Source organism: Methylosinus sp. shoA (genome assembly GCF_059718125.1).
In genome coordinates this window covers 1,379,904-1,397,131 of record NZ_AP046091.1, presented here as the reverse complement: position 1 = coordinate 1,397,131, position 17,228 = coordinate 1,379,904, and the positions used below count along the sequence as shown (strand labels likewise).

Here is a 17,228-nt window from a genome sequence, read left to right as displayed (position 1 = left end):
AGCGCGTTTCGGTCTATAGAGACGACGGACCGAATGCGCAGACGAGACGACGCGTGACCGCCGCAACCACCTCCCTGACCGAAGCTTTCGCGCCGATCTCCGCCGGGGCCGGCGTCGTCGGCGCCGCATTTCTCGGCGACGCGCCGGTCTTCGCCCTCGCCGACGGACGCGTGCTGATCGCCGGCCCGGGCGAGCCGCAGAGCGTCGCGGCGCATGCGGACGGCGCGATCCTCGTCGCGGCGAACGACGGGCGTCGCCTGCTGACCGGCGGCGACGACGGCCGCGTGGTCGCGACCGACGCCGCGGGGGCCGCCCGAGATCTCGCCGACGAGAAAGGCCGCTGGATCGACGCGCTGGCGGCGCGCGCGGACGGGACGATCGCCTGGTCGGCGGGACGAGAGCTGCGCGCCCGCTCGCCCAAAGGCGAGGTCAAGACGCTCGCGCTGCCCTCGACCTCGCGCGGAATAGAGTTCTTTCCGAAGGGCTATCGGCTCGCCGTCGCACATTACAATGGCGCGACGCTGTGGTTTCCGAACGCCGCCGCCGCGCCGGAGGTCCTCGAATGGAAGGGCTCGCATCTCGACGCGGCCGTCTCGCCCGACGGCAAATTCGTGCTGACTTCGATGCAGGAGAACATGCTGCACGGCTGGCGCGTCGCCGACGGGAAGAATCTGCGCATGGCCGGCTATCCGGGCAAGACGCGCTCGCTCTCCTGGTCGCATGACGGTAAATGGCTCGCGACTTCCGGCGCCGACGCCTGCATCATCTGGCCCTTCCAGGGCAAGGACGGTCCGATGGGCCAGGCGCCGCGCGAATGCGGCGTGCGGTCGCAGATCAGAGTGTCGCGCGTCGCCTTTCATCCGACGGCGCTCGTCGTCGCCGTGGGCTACGAGGACGGCATGGTGATGCTCTGCCGGCTGACCGACGGCGCCGAGCTGCTCGTGCGGCGGGACGGCGAGGGGACGGCCGAGCGCATTTCCGCGCTCGTCTGGGACGCGAAAGGCGCTCGCCTCGCCGTCGGCGCCGAGAATGGCGCGGCCGGCGTGCTGACGCTTCCGCGCGGATAGGCGCGCTCGAAGGGGAGACGGGCGATGGCGCCGCGAATTCCCAAGGTCCTGTCGATCGCCGGCTCCGATCCGAGCGGCGGCGCCGGCGTTCAGGCCGACATCAAGACCATGTCGGCGCTGCGCTGCTACGCCATGGCCGCCGTCACCGCGCTCACCGCGCAGAACACGCGCGGCGTCGGCCTCGTCCATTCCGTTCCGCCTCATGTCGTCGCGGCGCAGATCGACTCGATCTTCGCCGATATCGCCGTCGACGCGGTCAAGATCGGCATGCTGGCCGAGCCCGCCGTCGCCGAGGCCGTCGCGAAGGCGCTGGCGCGCGCCGCGGCGCGCGACATCGTGGTCGATCCTGTGCTGGCCTCCACGCATGGGGACGCGCTCGGCGCTCCCGGCCTCGTCGCGGCGGCGCGCGCGCGCATTCTGCCCTTGGCGAGGCTGGTCACGCCCAATCTCGGCGAAGCGGCTGCGCTGCTCGGCGCCGCCGCCGCGCGCGACCCGCAAGCGATGGCGGAGCAGGCGCGCGCGCTCGTCGCGCTCGGAGCGCGGGCGGCGCTGGTGAAGGGCGGGCATCTGACCGGCGAGCCGGTGGACATTCTCTTCGACGGCGCGCAAATTCACACCTTCTGGGGGCGGCGCGTCGCGACGCGCAACACCCATGGCACGGGCTGCGCGCTCTCCGCGGCGATTGCCGCGCGCCTCGCCCATGGCGCGGAGCTCGCCGCGGCCGTCGCCGAGGCCAAGGCTTGGCTCGAAGGGGCGCTGGCCGAGGCCGACGATCTCGCTGTCGGCGGCGGCGTCGGCCCGCCTCACCATTTCTTCGCCGCCTGGCGGGGCGTCGAATGAATCGAGTCGATCCGAGATATGAGCCCGAAGGCTCGCGGCCCCGGAGGAGGGCGCGGATCGCGGCGCGTCTCCATTTTGCCGACGCCGGTCTCGCTCTATTTAGAATTTAGAGCTCGGGCGTCCGGCGATAGCGCCGCCCCGCCCGCGTATCGAAGAGGAGGCTTGCGATTGTCGCTTTCTTTCTCCCTGCGCGAGCCGCGTAATGTCGGGCTCGCCGCCGCCCTGGTCGCGCTCGCGCTCGATCAGGCGCACAAATATTTCATGCTGAACGTGTTCGACATCGCTCAGCGGCAGCCGGTTCGCCTCGCGCCGTTTCTCGATGTCGTGCTGTCCTGGAACACGGGAGTTTCCTATTCGCTGCTCTCGTCACAGACCGCAGGGACGCGATTCCTGCTGATTCTGTTCCAGGCCTCGGTGGTCGGCTGCCTCGGCTATTGGCTGTGGCGGGCGCCGCGCCGGGTGACGGCGGCGGCGCTCGGCTTCGTCGTCGGCGGCGCTCTGGGCAATGTCGCGGATCGGCTGCGTTTCGGCGCCGTCGCGGATTTCTTCTTCTTCCACACGGCGTTGCCGGTCGGGCCGCTGGCCAATTACGTGTTCAACGTCGCCGACGCCGCCATATTCCTGGGCGTGGTCCTGCTGCTCCTCGAGGGCCTCGCCGCCGGGCCGACGGCGCGGCCGAGCCCCGCTGGTCGGTGACGAATCGTGTCCGTCGCCGCCCGGACGCGCGAGCCCAAACTTGCGATATCGCCCGCCAGACATTATGTAGGGAACGTTCCGTGGACGGACCGGTGCGTCACGCGCCGGGGTCCGAACGACAAAAAGTCACGGATCGCTCCGGCGAACGGGGGGCGCGAACTGCGGCGCCAACAGCTCGGATCGCGCTTCTCGCGAGCGCAGATCGGGACAGGCGGGCGCCGTCGACCAGCGCCGAAAACAGGTTTTTGTAACGAGCTCATGGCGACGTCCATGACATGCCGCGCATCGACCCCACGCTCCGCGCTCGTCGCGCGAACGGCGGACGCGTCGATCCGCGCCGTTTTCCATGGACGCCGTCCCGGCGGCTCCGGATCCGGCTCGCCGGATCTGCTCCCCGTTCTGTCCGCCGGCCGCAGGGCCGGCTCGCGTTCCCGAAGTTTCGCGATCTGCTCCTCTCCCTCCCAAACACGCGTCGAATCGCCGACGCTTCGTCGGATCCCGGTCGCATCGTCCTCGCATGGACCTTCGTTCCGACCGCCGGCGTCGCCTCGCGTCACGCGGCAAAGAGTTTCTCATGGCCAACAAAATGCTCATCGACGCATCCCACCCGGAAGAGACCCGGGTGGTGGTGCTGCGCGGTAACCGCGTTCAGGAATTCGACTTCGAAGCCGCCGACAAGAAGCCGCTACGTGGCAACATCTATCTCGCCAAGGTGACGCGCGTCGAACCGTCGCTCCAGGCGGCCTTCGTCGATTACGGCGGCAATCGCCACGGCTTCCTCGCCTTCGCCGAGATCCATCCAGACTATTATCAGATCCCCGTCGCGGACCGCCTCGCTCTGCTCGAGGAGGAAAGCCAGGCGCATCAGCAGGAGGAGGAGGAGCCGCGCCCCCACGGCCGCCGCCGCTCCCGACGCCGCCATGGCGACGGCGCGGAGAAGCGCGCCGCCTCAGGCGACAGCGTGACCTCCGAGGCCGCTCCCGACGACGAGGACGCAAGAGAGGCGCCAGAGTCCATCGCGACGCCCGCTCCGTCGGAATCGTCCGAGAGCGAGCCTGCGGCCGAGGGCGCCGACGTCACGATCGCGGCCGAGGCCCTCGCCGGCGCCGAAGCGCCCGCCGAGAGCGAGACGGCGCAAGAGGCCCAGACGGTCGAGGCCGCGCCGGCGGTCGAGGAGGCGGCCGAGCCGATCTCGATCGACCCCGAAGGCTTCGGCGTCGTCGAGACCGGCCATCTCGAAGAAGCGCCGATCGAGGTCGAACGCGATCACGAGGCCAAGGCGCGCCGTCAGGACGAGCGCGACGAGGAGCATGAGCACGAGCGCGAAGAGGCGCGCGGCGGCGAGAGCGACGAGCACGAGGACGAAGAAGAGCACGAGGACGAAGAAGAGCACGTCGAGCACATCGGCGGCGACGCCATGGACGAAGCGCCCTACCGCCCCTCGCGCCCGCGCCGGCAATACAAGATCCAGGAGGTGATCAAGCGCCGCCAGGTGCTGCTCGTGCAGGTCGTCAAGGAAGAGCGCGGCAACAAGGGCGCCGCTCTCACCACCTATCTCTCGCTCGCCGGCCGCTATTCCGTGCTGATGCCCAACACTGCGCGCGGCGGCGGCATCTCGCGCAAGATCACCGACGGCGCCGACCGCAAGCGGCTGAAGGAGATCGTGCAGGAGCTCGAGGTTCCGGAGGGCATGGGCGTCATTCTGCGCACCGCCGGCGCCACCCGCACCAAGGCCGAGGTCAAGCGCGACTTCGAATATCTCTTGCGCATGTGGGAGAGCGTGCGCGAATTGACGCTGCGCTCCAGCGCCCCGACCCTCGTCTATGAGGAAGGCTCGCTGATCAAGCGCGCCATCCGCGATCTCTATGGCCGCGACGTCGAAGAAGTGATCGTCTCGGGCGACGAGGCCTATCGCGAGGCCAAGGACTTCATGCGCATGCTCATTCCGAGCCATGCGAAGAATGTCCGGCTCTATCGCGAGCGACGCCGATCTTCGCCTCGGCCGGCGCCGAATCGCAGCTCGACGCGCTGTTCTCCAATCAGGTCACGCTGAAGTCGGGGGGCTATCTCGTCATCAATCAGACCGAGGCGCTCGTCGCGATCGACGTGAACTCGGGCCGCTCCACCAGGGAGCACAATATCGAGGACACGGCGCTGCGCACCAATCTCGAGGCGGCCGACGAGGTCGCCCGCCAGCTGCGCCTGCGTGATCTCGCCGGCCTCATCGTCGTCGATTTCATCGACATGGAGGAGGGACGCAACAATCGCGCCGTCGAGCGCCGCCTGAAGGACGCGCTGAAGAACGACCGCGCCCGCATCCAGGTCGGCCGCATCTCGCATTTCGGCCTGCTCGAAATGTCGCGCCAGCGCATCCGCGCCGGCGTGCTCGAGGGCTCGACAGTGCCCTGCCCGCATTGCGCCGGCGCCGGCACGGTGCGATCCACCGCCTCGATCGCGCTGCATGTGCTGCGCGTGCTCGAGGACGCGCTGATCAAGAGCTCGGCGCATGACATCATCCTGCGCACGCGCGCCGTGGTCGCGCTCTACATCCTCAATCAGAAGCGCACGCATCTGCAGGCGCTGGAGCGGCGCTTCGGCGTCGCCATCACCGTGGCCGCCGACGACAGCCTGACCGGGACGGCCTATCACGCGCTGGAGCGTGGCGAACCGGCGAGCGGCGTGCGCGAGCTCCCGCCGGCCCAGCAGCCGCTGCGCGCCGGCGCGCCGCCGGTCGATCTCGACGAGGAGATCGAGGAGGTCGCCGACGCGGAGCCCGCGGAGGGAGAGGCGCGCGGCGAGGAGCGTCCGTCCATCCAACGCCTGCCGCAGATCGACGGCGAGGACTCCGGCGAAGGCCAGCAACGTTCGCGGCGCCGGCGCCGGCGACGAGGACGCGGCGGAGGCATCGGGAACGGCGACGCCGCGGCGGCCCAGCCGGGCGCCGAGCAGCCGTCGGACGAAGGGCTCGCTATGGTCGCCGAAATCGATGGGGTTCCCACGCAGCCGAGCGAAGGCGCGCGTCCATCCCGCGGCGGCCGCCGTCGCGCGGGACGCTGGACCCGCTCGAGCCCGCTGCCGCAGGAATATCGCGATCAAGGTCTGATTGCGCCGGAGGGCGAGGGCGAAGCCGAGGGCGCGAGCGAAGAGGGCGTGGCGGCCGATGCGCCGGCTCCGGACGAGCAGGCGCCCGAACCCCAGGAGCCCGCGATCGCCGTGGAGACGGCCGCTCCTCCGGCGGAGGAAGCGCCGAGCGCCGAAACGCAGATCCACTCGGCGGCGACGCAAACGCCGGCGCCCGTCCATGAGGCCGCCGCGCCGCCGACGCCGCGCAAGCCGACCGAGACGGTCATCACCCACGCCGATCCGGACCGGCCGAAAAAGGGCGGCTGGTGGCAGCGCGCCAAGGCGTCGCTCGGCGGCCAGTGATGTCGCGGCGCGGCGGGAGATCCGCCGCGCCCATTCCTCACCAGCTGCCGGTGTTCGGCATGGAGGCCCAGGGCTCGGCCGGGGCCAGCCGCTCGCCGGCCTGCAGCAGCTCAACGGAAATGCCGTCGGGCGTGCGAACGAACGCCATATTGCCGTCGCGCGGCGGGCGGTTGATCGTCACCCCGGCCTCCATCAGCCGCCGGCAGACGGCGTAAATGTCGTCGACCTCATAGGCGAGATGGCCGAAATTGCGGCCTCCGCCATAAGTCTCCGGCTCGCCGCCCTCCGGCGGCCAATTATAGGTGAGCTCCACCTCCGAGCCCGGCCGTCCGCCCTGCTCCTTCACATCCTCGGGCGCCGCCAGGAAGATCAACGTGAAGCGACCGGCGGCGTTTTCCATCCGCCGCGTCTCCTTCAGCCCCAGGAGCTCGAAGAAACGGATCGTCGCGTCGGGATCGCCGACGCGGATCATGGTGTGCAGATATCTGGTCATTCGGCCGCCCCTCGGCGCCGCCTCCACAACCTGCTCGGCGGCGCCGGTCGCCGAAGCCGGGTTTTCTCGAGCGCTCCCGGCGCCGTTCGCCCGATCGCTCTGGGCCCGCCATTATAGGACGATCCCTCGGATCGTCGAAAGCCGCCGGCCGGCGGCGCTACGATCGCCGCCAATCGTGCGTCGCCGCAACCCATTCGCGCGTGCGGGCCTCGGGGTCGCCCGCGCGCAAAATGTCGGTGACCACGCAGGCGCTGTCGGCGCCGGCCGCGAGCGCGGCGCGGGCGCGCTCGGGCGTCAGCCCGCCGATGGCCACGAGCGGGAGGGAACCGATGCGGCGCCTCCATTCGCCGACGCGGTCGAGCCCCTGCGGCGCGAAGGCCATTTGCTTCAGGAGCGTCGGATAGATCGGCCCCAGCGCCACATAATCGGGCGAAAGCGCCAGCGCGCGGTCGAGCTCGGCCTCGTCATGCGTGCTGACGCCGAACCTCACGCCATGCGTGCGAAGGGCGCCGATGTCGGCCATGTCGAGATCGCCCTGGCCGAGATGCACGAAGTCGCAGCAGAGATCGATGGCGAGTCGCCAATAATCATTGACGACGAGCTGCGCGCCCTGAGCAATGCAAAGGTCGCGCGCCCGCGCGATCTGCTGGCGCAACTCGCCCTCCTCACGGTCCTTTACGCGCAATTGCACGAGACGCGCGCCCTGCGGCAGCAGGCGCTCCAGCCAGCGGGCGTCGTCGACGATGAGATAGAAGGGATCGAGCCTCACGCGCCGAAGCCCTCGTCGAAGGCGCGCCCGAGCAGCGGCGTCGAGGGCTCCGCCATGTCGCGCGGCGTCATCAGGCCAGAAAGATGCGCCGCGCGGCCGGCTTCGATGGCGAGCGCGAAAGCGCGCGCCATGCCGACCGGATCGCGCGCGCGGGCGACGGCGGTGTTGAGCAGCGCGGCGTCGAAGCCGAGCTCCATCACGGCCGCGGCCTGCGACGGCGCGCCGAGGCCGGCGTCGACGATCAGCGGCGTGTCTGGGACATGCGCGCGCAAAGCCCGCAGGCCGAAGAGATTATTGATGCCGCGGCCCGAGCCGATCGGCGCCGCCCAGGGCATCAGCACGCGGCAGCCGGCGTCGAGCAGACGCTCGGCGACGACGAGATCATCGGTCGTATAGGGGAACACGGCGAAACCGTCGTCGGCGAGGATGCGCGCGGCCTCGACGAGGCCGAAGACATCGGGCTGCAGCGTGTCCTCCTCGCCGATGACCTCGAGCTTGATCCAGTTCGTGGCGAACAGCTCGCGCGCCATTTGCGCGGTGGCGACCGCCTCTTTCGCCGTGCGGCAGCCGGCGGTGTTGGGCAGGACGCGCACGCCGCGCTCGCGAATGAGCGACCAGAAGCTCTCGCCGGCGCGCGACGCCCCCGCCTCGCGCCGCAGCGAGACCGTGACGATCTCGGCGCCCGCGGCGCGGATCGCGTCGCCGAGAACGGCGGGCGAGGGATAGCGCGCCGTGCCGAGCAGGAAACGCGAGGTCACGGGGACGTCATAGAGGAGGAGAGGCGTAGCCATTCGAGCAGACCGACTGTCTTCGACCGGACGCAGCTCGCTCAATGGAGAAAGAGCTTTCCGAGGACGAGCGGCGTGAGGGTCAGATTTGTGGCCAGCATCCATTTCATCGTGCTGAACTCGCCCTTCGAGACCGCGAACTCATGCTTGATATCGGTATGCTTCGTATCGTAGCTCGCGACGGCCTCGACCGCCCGGCGCGCTTCCTCGCTCGCCCCGGCTTCCCGAAGAGCGTCATGAATTTCTGTGACGATCATGCCCATGAATTAATTCTAGCATGCATGAAGTCGACCTGGTAGCGTCATCCGCCCTGCCGCGGCGCGACGATCTCCACCGCATCGTCCTCCACGAGCAGGGTCTCGCTCCGGTCCTTGTTGCGAACGAAGGTCTGATTGACCGCCGTCGCGACCGTCTTGTCACCATAGCCCAGCTCTTCGAGCAGCTTCTCGAGCGTCGGCGCCTCGATCTCGATCGGCTCTCCGTTGACCCTGATCCGCATGCATCACCTCCGGACTGACGTCTCCCTCGAAGAGAAAGCGGGCGGCGCGGCGGGCCAGCGCCGGCGCGAGCAGAAAGCCGTGACGATAGAGCCCGTTGATGGAGAGCGTGTCGCCTCGCCGCGTGATGCGCGGCAGATTGTCGGGAAAGGCGGGACGCACATCCGAGCCGATCTCGACGATCTCGGCCTCGGCGAAGGCGGGATGAATGGCGAAGGCCGAATTGACGAGCTCGACGATGGAGCGCGCCGTGACGCGCGAGCGCTCCTCATTCTCGATCATGGTCGCGCCGATCATGAACAGGCCGCCGCCGCGCGGCACGACATAGACCGGATGACGCGGATGCAGCAGCCGCACGGGGCACGACAATTCGATCTCCTCGCTGCGCAGCACGAGCATCTCGCCCTTGACGCCGCGCAGACCGGCGAGGGCGTCGCGCGCGGCGAAGCCTCGGCAGTCGATCGTCCAATCGGCGCGCGACGCCTCGGCCGCCGCCGGCGCGCCGAAGCGCAACGTGACATTCGCCATTGTCGCGAGGCGTTCGTGGAGCGCGCGCATCGCCGCGCGCGGATCGAGATGCGCCTCCTCGCGAAAGAACAGCGCCTGCGAGAAGCGATCCGCGAGCGCCGGCTCCAGCGCCGCGATACGCTCTGGGTCGAGCCTTTCGCAACGCTCGGCGCGGGACGCGAGATCGGCGAGTTCGGCGCGGTCGCGGTCGCGCGCGACGAGCAGCGTCCCGGCGACTGTCGCGATCGGAACGTCGCGCGTCCAGAAGCCGAGCGCCTCTTGTCCGAGCCTCGCGACGAGCGGCTCGGTCTCGGCCGCCTCGCACCAGGGGGCGATCATGCCGCCGGCGTGATAGGAACAGCCGAGCCCCGGCATGGGCGCCGTTTCGACGAGCTCGACCGCGGCGCCGCGCGCAAGGCCGGCCCGCGCGATCTCGAAGGCGGCGCAAAGGCCGGCGACGCCGGCGCCGATCACGCGGATCAGCATGGCGCGCGCGAGCCTTTCGGCTCGAGAATATGGAACATGCGACCTCCCTACGCCAGCGCGAACTGGATCAGGTTCGAAGGGTCGCCGAGCCGCTTTCGCTCATCGGCCTCTCAGCCTCTTTCGGCCCGCCGAAGGCGGCCGGGCGAGGCTCCCCCGGCGAGTAGAGCGTCGCGCAATGGCGCGCGGGCGTCAAGCGCGGCGGGTGGGGGGTAAGTATCCCCCGGCAAAGCCTGGGGCTTTAGGATGTGAGCCGCTCGAAGCGGCTGCAGGGTCGCTGACGCGGCCCCGACTTCTGTTGGCCGCCTAAAGGCGGCCACGCGGCCTCATCGCCACAGATTCAGCTGATCCAATCGCGCATCCATCGAAGCTCATGGCTCGTCGGACTCGGCCTCATAGGCCGCGAGCGCCGCCTTGGCGTCGTCGAAAAGAGCGTCGGGCATGGTCTCGATCCGATGAGCCTTGCGGCTATCGGCGCCCGCTCTGAGCCGCTGATAGTCCTCATAGCTCAACAGGACGAGGCGCGGTTTGTTGCGCTGCGTTATGGTGACCGGGCGACGCAACGCCTCGGCTATGATGTCGCCGGATTTGCGCGAGAGGTCGCTGGTCGAGAAAGTGCTCGGCTCGGACATATTAGCCTCCAACAATTCTGTAATATGCAGCAAATACAGCATTGCTGCAAGCCTTCTTCGAAAACCGGCCAGCAAGGCCACCCGCCTCACTCAAACATCCACATAAAGACTTGTTTATATCTTTATTGCATCCCTTCACCCGTCTTGGTATAGGCGACGGCCAGGATCCGCAGCGCTCGCCGTCCACGCGCGAGGCACCGCCAGAAGGGAGCGTCATGACCACGCATTTCAACGATTATGTCGTCGCCGACATCGGCCTCGCCGATTGGGGCCGCAAGGAGATCGCCATCGCCGAGACCGAAATGCCCGGCCTGATGGCGACGCGCGCCGAATATGGTCCATCCCAGCCGCTGAAGGGCGCGCGGGTCGCCGGCTCGCTGCACATGACGATCCAGACCGCCGTCCTCATCGAGACGCTGAAGGCGCTCGGAGCCGACGTTCGCTGGGCCTCCTGCAACATCTATTCGACACAGGACCACGCCGCCGCCGCCATCGCCGCGGTCGGCACGCCGGTCTTCGCCCGCAAGGGCGAGAGCCTCGAGGATTATTGGGATTACACCCACCGCATCTTCGAATGGGGCGACGGCGGCGCGCCGAACATGATCCTCGACGACGGCGGCGACGCGACGCTGCTCATCCACCTCGGCCTGCGCGCCGAGAACGGCGACACGGCCTTCCTCGACAAGGCGACCAATGAGGAGGAGGAGGTTCTCTTCGCCGCGATCAAGAAGCGCCTCAAGGCCAATCCGGGCTTCTACCGCCGCAACGCCGAGGCGATCCGCGGCGTGACCGAGGAGACCACCACCGGCGTGCACCGCCTCTACATCATGGAGAAGGAAGGCAAGCTGCTGTGGCCGGCGATCAACGTCAATGATTCGGTGACCAAGTCGAAGTTCGACAATCTCTACGGCTGCCGTGAATCGCTCGTCGACGGCATCCGCCGCGGCACGGATGTGATGATGGCCGGCAAGGTCGCCATGGTGGCGGGCTTCGGCGATGTGGGCAAGGGCTCGGCCGCGTCGCTGCGCAACGCCGGCTGCCGCGTGCTCGTCTCCGAGATCGATCCGATCTGCGCGCTGCAGGCGGCGATGGAAGGCTATGAGGTCACGACGATGGAGGACGCCGCGCCGCGCGCGGACATCTTCGTCACCGCGACCGGCAATGTCGACGTCATCACCACCGAGCACATGCGCCAGATGAAGGACCGCGCCATCGTCTGCAACATCGGCCATTTCGACAGCGAGATTCAGGTCGCCGGCCTGCGCAATCTGAAGTGGCACAATGTGAAGCCGCAGGTCGACGAGATCGAGTTCGCCGACGGCCATCGCATCATCCTGCTGTCGGAAGGACGTCTGGTGAATCTCGGCAACGCCACAGGCCATCCGTCCTTCGTGATGTCGGCCTCCTTCACCAATCAGACGCTGGCGCAGATCGAGCTCTTCACCAAGCAGGATCATTACGAGAAGAAGGTCTACACCCTGCCCAAGCATCTCGACGAGAAGGTCGCCTCTCTGCATCTCGACAAGATCGGCGTGAAGCTGACCAAGCTGAGCGAGCAGCAGGCGACCTACCTCAACCTGCCGCAGAACGGCCCGTTCAAGCCGGAGCATTATCGCTATTGAGGCGGCGGTTTCGCTGAATGTTTCGGCCTCGCTCTCCATTCCGAGTGCGGGGCCGTTCTCTCATACGGCTTCCGGCCGACTGCTTCGATCCGCGAGCGTGAACGGCCGCAAATTCACTTCCCTCATCCTGAGGCGCTTTTTGCGGAACGCAAAAAGCCTCGAAGGATGTTCCAGAGGGCGGCGGCATCGACCCTTCGAGACGCCGGCTTCGCCGGCTCCTCGGGGCGAGGGCTGTCGTGCCGCCGCTCGTGAACCGATCGGCCGGAAAACCGTATCATTCCCCTGAACGCTTCAGCGCGCCCCGGCGACGAAACGGCGGCGCCCGTGAGATTTTTCCTGCGGCTCCGCCGACGCCAGTTCGGCGAAACCCTTACGTGAGAATGCTCCGGTCGCGTCGCGCGTTTCCCTTTCGATCAACGCGTTTTAGATTGACGACGATTCGGGACGGCGCGTCGCTCGGGCGCGCGAACGGGTTGCGGCGTTTGTTTGCGACGATCCTTTGCAATCGAACGTGGAGACCGGTTCGCATGCAGGATGGGACGGCCTTCGGGCCGAAAGCGCAGCCGCCCGCCGGGCGCTGGCGGAGCCGCCGAGCGGGCGCGCTGCGACGATCGGCGGCCTTTGCGCTGACGGCCGGCGGCCTGCTGCTGGCGCGGCCCGCGCGGGCGCAGGCTATGGCCGGACTTCTTTCGGCCGGCGACAGCGGCGAATTCGCCAATCTCGCGCTCAGCCTCGGCCTCGCCCTCTTCTCGACCGTCGTCGCCCTCGGCTATCTCTCCGAGCGAAAGAGATGGAGCCGCGGGCAGGCCCGGCTCGCCGCCGCATTGGAGGCCGCGCGCAGCAAGCTCGACCGCGCCGAGACCTTTCTGTCGAGCGAGCCGCAGCTGCTCGTCTCCTGGGACGGGCCCACGAACGAACCCGATATGGAGAACAGCCTCGGCGACGCCACCTTCGCCCGTCGGCCGCTCGCCTTCGGGACATGGCTCTCGATGAAGGATGCGCGCGAGCTCGAGGAGAGGATCGGCCGGCTGCGCCAGAGCGGCGAAGCGTTCCGCCTCGCCCTCGCCAATCCGCAGGGACGGCGTTTCGACGCCGAGGGCCGCGCGGTCGCCGGCCGCGCCGTGCTGCGCATTCGCGAGGTTTCGGGCGACCGGCTCGAGCTCCTGTCGCTGCGCGAGCGGCACACGCGCTGCGTCGCGGAGGCGGAAGGCCTGCGCGCCATGCTGGAGGCGCTGCCGACGCCGGTGTGGATGCGCGCGGCCGACGGCCGCCTCTCCTTCGTCAACGCCGCTTATGCGAGCGCCGTCGAGGCGGAGAGCCCCGCCGACGCTCTGCGCCGGCAGATCGAGCTGCTCGACCATCAGGCGCGCGCCGAGGCCGAGGCGGCCCGCAGCCGCGACGAGGTGTTTCGGTCGCGCGTGACCGCCGTCGTCGCCGGGGAGCGGCATCGGCTCGATGTCGTCGAGGCGCCCTTTCACGGCGCGTCCGCCGCGCTCGCCCTCGATCGCCACGAGATCGACGCCATGCGCTCCGATCTCGAGCAGCAGATGCAGGCGCATTCGCGCACATTGGACCAGATGCCGATCGCCGTCGCCATTTTCGATCTACGCAAGCGCATCGTCTATCGCAACGCCGCTTACGAGCGGCTGTGGCCCCTCGACGCCGCTTTCCTCGATCAGGGACCGACCGACGGACAGATTCTCGACCGTCTGCGCGCCGAGCAGCGGTTGCCGGTCGAAGCGGACTATCAGGACTGGAAGGCGCGGCTGCTCGAAGCCTATCGCTCCTCCGAGGAGCATCACGAGCATATCTGGCACATGCCGGACGGGCGCACGCTGCGCGTCGTCGTCAATGTCAATCCGCAAGGCGGCGTCACTTATCTCTACGACGATGTGAGCGAGCGCTATTTCCTCGAGACGCGCTTCCACGCGCTCGACCGCATGCAGAACGAAACGCTGGAGAATCTTCGCGAGGGCGTCGCGGTCTTCGGCGCCGACGGGCGCCTGCGCTTCTGCAATCCGGCATTCGTCGCTTTGTGGCGGCTCGACAAGCGCGCGCTCGACGAGAAGCCGCGCTTCGACGCCGTCGCCAGGCTCTGCGCCGAGCTGCATCGGAGCGAGGAGACCTGGAGCGAATTGCGCGGCTTCGTCACCGGCCTGCAGGAGATGCGCCAGGGCTTCACCCGGCGCATCGAGCGCTCGGACGGCAGCGTGCTCGACTGCACGGCGCAGGCTCTGCCCGAGGGCGCGGCGCTGCTCACCTTCGTCGACGTCACGGCGGGCGTGAATGTCGAGCGCGCGCTGACCGAGCGCAACGAGGCCCTGATGGCGGCGGAGAAGATCCGCAACGACTTCGTCCATCACGTCTCCTACGAGCTGCGCTCGCCGCTCAACAACATCATCGGCTTCATTCATCTGCTCGGCGAGAGATCGACCGGCGAGCTCAACGCCAAACAGCTCGAATATCTCGGCTATGTGGCCAAGTCGTCGGCGGCGCTGCTCGCCATCATCAACGACATTCTCGACCTCGCGACGATCGACAGCGACGCCATGGCGCTCGATCTTACCGACGTCGACGTCGAGGATGCGATGCGCGCGGCCGCCGAGGGCGTGCAGGACCGGCTCGCCGAGAACACGATCGAGCTCAAGATCGTCACCACGGGCGACGTCGGCTCCTTCCGCGGCGACGCCAAGCGCATTCGGCAGATTCTCTTCAACCTGCTCTCCAACGCCGTCGGCTTTTCACGTCCCGGACAAACCATTACTCTCGCCGCCTTGCGGCGGGAGGGGGAGATCGTGTTCAAGGTCGCCGATCGCGGGCGCGGCATCGCGCCGGAGGCTCTGGAAAAGGTGTTCGACCGTTTCGAGTCCGAGACGGCCGGCTCGCGCCATCGCGGCGTCGGCCTCGGCCTCTCCATCGTGCGCGCCTTCACCGAGCTGCACGGCGGCCGCGTGCTGATCGACTCGGCGCTGGGCGAGGGCACCACCGTCACTTGCATCTTTCCGACCGACGAGCGCCGCGATCACGCCGCCGCGACCCCGGACGAGGCGCGCGAGAGAGGACGCGCGTCATGAGCGACGCCGCCGAATGGATCGTCGACGTCGCCGACGAGGCGCAGACCGCGGCGCTCGCGCGCCGTCTCGCGCCGATCATTCGCGAAGGCGTGCGCCTCGTGACGCTCTCCGGCGATCTCGGCGCCGGCAAGACGACTTTCGCCAGAGCCCTCATCCGCACGCTGGCCGACGATCCGACGCTGGAGACGCCGAGCCCGACCTTCACCTTGATGCAGATCTACGAAGGTCCCGGCTATCGGCTGCTGCATGCCGATCTCTATCGCATCTCCGGCGAGCAGGAGCTCGAAGCGCTCGGCTTCGAAGAGGCGAGCGAGGATGCGATCACGCTCGTCGAATGGGCGGAACGCGCGCCCGGCCTCTTCTCCGGCGAGCGGCTCGCCATTCATCTCTCCTTCGTCTCGCCCGACGCGCCCGACGCACGGCGCATCGCCATCGTCGCGCATGGCGCTTTCGCGGGGCGCTTCTCGGCGTTCAAGTCGCTCGAGACTTTTCTCTCCGGCGCCGGCTGGAGCGACGCCGAACGCGCGTTTCTGCAAGGCGACGCCTCCTCGCGCGTCTATGAGACGCTGCGCAAGCCCGGCGGCGAGCGCGCGATCTTGATGATCTCGCCGGCGCGCCCCGACGGGCCGCCGATCCGCTACGGCAAATCCTATAGCGCGATCGCCAAGCTCGCGGAGACGGTGAAGCCTTTCGTGGCCATGGCGAAAGCGCTGCGCGCCCAGAACGTCTCGGCGCCCGAGATTTATGCTTTCGACCTGAGCGCCGGTTTCGTGCTGCTCGAGGATCTGGGCCGCGCCGGCGTCGCCGCCGACGGCGCGCCGATCGCCGAGCGTTATGTGGAGGCCGTCGCGCTGCTCGCCGCGCTGCATTCGCGCAACCTGCCCGACGTGCTGCCGATTCCCGGCGGCGCCTCCCATCGCATGCCGTCTTACGATCTCGATGCGCTGCTGATCGAGGTCGAACTGCTGGTCGAATGGTATGCGAGCCGTGTCGGCGGGCCGTCGCTCTCCTCCGGCTCCAAGGCGACTTTCGTCAATCTCTGGCGGCAGGCGCTGATCGAGATCGTGATGGCCGCGCCGACATGGACTCTGCGCGACTATCACTCGCCCAATCTGATCTGGCTCGAGCATCGCGTCGGCGCGGCGCGCGTCGGCGTCATCGATTTCCAGGACGCGGTGCTCGGCCATCCGGCCTATGACGTCGCCTCGCTCGCGCAGGACGCGCGCGTCGACGTGCCGGATGAACTGGAAATGCGCCTGCTCGGCCATTATGCGCGGCTGCGGCGCGAAGCCGACGCGAGCTTCGACATGGCGGCTTTCGCGCGCGCCTACGCCATTCTCGGAGCGCAGCGGGCGACGAAGATTCTCGGCATTTTCGCGCGGCTCGACCAGCGCGACGGCAAGCCGCAATATCTCGCCCATCTCCCGCGCGTCGAAGCCTATCTGCGCAAGGGCCTGCGCCATCCCACGCTCGCCGATCTCGAGGCCTGGTATGTCTCCCACCTCCCCGCGCTGTTCCGTTCCTGAGACGGCGATGGTGTTCGCCGCCGGGCGCGGTTCGCGCATGCGGCCGCTGACCGACCGGCTCCCCAAGCCGCTCGTTGCGGTCGCCGGCCGCACCCTCCTCGACCGCGCGCTCGACGCTTTCGCGGACGCCGGCGTCGCGACGGCGATCGTCAATGTGCATCACCTCGCCGATCGGATCGAAGATCATCTGCGCGGCCGCGCGGCGCCGGGCATCCTCATTTCCGACGAGCGCGAGCGGCTGCTCGATCAGGGCGGCGGGATCAAGAAGGTTCTGCCGCTCTTTCGTGAAAAGCCCTTCTTCATCTGTAACACCGACGCCTTCTGGATCGGCGCGCGCACGGACAATCTCCGCCGCCTGGCCGATCTCTGGGACGGCGAGAAGATGGACGTCGCCCTTCTGCTCGCGCCGCGGGAGGGAAGCGTCGGCGTCGACTGGGCCGGCGACTTCCATCGCGCCCCGGACGGGCGGCTGACGAAGCGCGGCGCCGGAGAGACGGCCGATTACGTCTATGCCGGGATCGGCATCGTGAAGCCGCAGCTCTTCGCCGGCGTGGCGGAAGACGTGTTTCCGCTCGCGCCTTATTTCTTCCGCGCCGCGGAGCGGGGCCGCCTCGTCGGCGCGCCGCTCGACGGACGATGGCTGCATGTCGGCACGATGACGGCGATCGCCGAGGCGGAGCGGGCAGTCGCCGGCGAGCGGGCCGCCTCGCCGGCGTGAAGGTCGCAGACCGAAGCCGGAGACCCCGGGAGGGGCGCGCCCTTGCTTGCGAGAGCGCCGCCGCTGTATTGCGCTGGAATTTTCCCAGGC

14 protein-coding genes, 1 pseudogene and 1 riboswitch are annotated in these 17,228 nt (G+C 68.6%); of the genes and pseudogenes, 8 read left to right on the top strand and 7 right to left on the bottom strand.

Features of this window, described 5'->3' with window-relative positions:
• Nucleotides 1-53: 53 nt before the first annotated feature.
• From AC6IW9_RS06325 to AC6IW9_RS06310, 4 genes and pseudogenes are all read left to right on the top strand, one after another.
• Entirely contained in the window at nt 54-1,067 is a 1,014-nt protein-coding gene (locus AC6IW9_RS06325; protein ID WP_497770362.1) for a WD40 repeat domain-containing protein, read from the top strand.
• 24 nt (nt 1,068-1,091) lie between these two features.
• Nucleotides 1,092-1,907: a bifunctional hydroxymethylpyrimidine kinase/phosphomethylpyrimidine kinase gene (thiD, locus tag AC6IW9_RS06320; RefSeq protein WP_497770360.1), complete on the top strand. Its 816-nt coding sequence runs from the start codon at nt 1,092-1,094 to the stop codon at nt 1,905-1,907.
• Nucleotides 1,908-2,075: 168 nt separating this feature from the next.
• Complete coding sequence (lspA, locus tag AC6IW9_RS06315; RefSeq protein ID WP_497770358.1) at nt 2,076-2,603, top strand: signal peptidase II; 528 nt, start codon at nt 2,076-2,078, stop codon at nt 2,601-2,603.
• Between the two features lie 574 nt (nt 2,604-3,177).
• Nucleotides 3,178-6,029, top strand: a pseudogene (locus AC6IW9_RS06310) (ribonuclease E/G).
• Nucleotides 6,030-6,066: 37 nt separating this feature from the next.
• On the opposite strand, the gene AC6IW9_RS06305 reads toward AC6IW9_RS06310, so the two are convergent.
• From AC6IW9_RS06305 to AC6IW9_RS06275, 7 genes are all read right to left on the bottom strand, one after another.
• Nucleotides 6,067-6,522, bottom strand: a complete 456-nt coding sequence (locus AC6IW9_RS06305; protein ID WP_497770356.1) for a VOC family protein — start codon at nt 6,520-6,522, stop codon at nt 6,067-6,069.
• 157 nt (nt 6,523-6,679) lie between these two features.
• Nucleotides 6,680-7,291 carry a thiamine phosphate synthase gene (locus tag AC6IW9_RS06300; RefSeq protein WP_497770354.1) on the bottom strand — a complete coding sequence of 204 codons (612 nt, stop codon included), beginning with the start codon at nt 7,289-7,291 and terminating at the stop codon, nt 6,680-6,682.
• Complete coding sequence (locus AC6IW9_RS06295) at nt 7,288-8,082, bottom strand: thiazole synthase (RefSeq protein WP_497770351.1); 795 nt, start codon at nt 8,080-8,082, stop codon at nt 7,288-7,290. Before AC6IW9_RS06295 ends, AC6IW9_RS06300 begins: the two co-directional genes overlap by 4 nt.
• 38 nt (nt 8,083-8,120) lie before the next feature.
• Nucleotides 8,121-8,342: an integrase gene (locus AC6IW9_RS06290; protein ID WP_497770348.1), complete on the bottom strand. Its 222-nt coding sequence runs from the start codon at nt 8,340-8,342 to the stop codon at nt 8,121-8,123.
• A 38-nt stretch (nt 8,343-8,380) separates the two neighbouring features.
• Nucleotides 8,381-8,578 carry a sulfur carrier protein ThiS gene (gene thiS / locus AC6IW9_RS06285; protein ID WP_497770345.1) on the bottom strand — a complete coding sequence of 66 codons (198 nt, stop codon included), beginning with the start codon at nt 8,576-8,578 and terminating at the stop codon, nt 8,381-8,383.
• A complete protein-coding gene (locus tag AC6IW9_RS06280) occupies nt 8,496-9,569 on the bottom strand; it encodes an FAD-dependent oxidoreductase (RefSeq protein ID WP_497770342.1) in 1,074 nt (357 codons plus the stop codon). The genes thiS and AC6IW9_RS06280 overlap by 83 nt, the downstream gene beginning before the upstream one ends.
• A gap of 27 nt (nt 9,570-9,596) precedes the next feature.
• Nucleotides 9,597-9,734: riboswitch (TPP riboswitch) on the bottom strand.
• A gap of 203 nt (nt 9,735-9,937) precedes the next feature.
• The gene (locus AC6IW9_RS06275) at nt 9,938-10,198 is read right to left on the bottom strand and encodes a type II toxin-antitoxin system prevent-host-death family antitoxin (protein ID WP_497770340.1); all 261 of its coding nucleotides are present in this window, start codon (nt 10,196-10,198) and stop codon (nt 9,938-9,940) included.
• A gap of 215 nt (nt 10,199-10,413) precedes the next feature.
• Here AC6IW9_RS06275 and ahcY point away from each other — a divergent pair, with 215 nt between their 5' ends.
• From ahcY to AC6IW9_RS06255, 4 genes are all read left to right on the top strand, one after another.
• Nucleotides 10,414-11,820, top strand: coding sequence for an adenosylhomocysteinase (gene ahcY, locus AC6IW9_RS06270; protein WP_497770337.1), 1,407 nt, complete (start codon nt 10,414-10,416; stop codon nt 11,818-11,820).
• 527 nt (nt 11,821-12,347) lie between these two features.
• Nucleotides 12,348-14,894, top strand: coding sequence for a sensor histidine kinase (locus AC6IW9_RS06265; protein ID WP_497770334.1), 2,547 nt, complete (start codon nt 12,348-12,350; stop codon nt 14,892-14,894).
• Nucleotides 14,891-16,420: a tRNA (adenosine(37)-N6)-threonylcarbamoyltransferase complex ATPase subunit type 1 TsaE gene (gene tsaE, locus AC6IW9_RS06260; protein ID WP_497770331.1), complete on the top strand. Its 1,530-nt coding sequence runs from the start codon at nt 14,891-14,893 to the stop codon at nt 16,418-16,420. Before AC6IW9_RS06265 ends, tsaE begins: the two co-directional genes overlap by 4 nt.
• Nucleotides 16,421-16,427: 7 nt before the next feature.
• Nucleotides 16,428-17,138, top strand: coding sequence for a nucleotidyltransferase family protein (locus AC6IW9_RS06255; RefSeq protein ID WP_497770329.1), 711 nt, complete (start codon nt 16,428-16,430; stop codon nt 17,136-17,138).
• Nucleotides 17,139-17,228 lie beyond the last annotated feature (90 nt).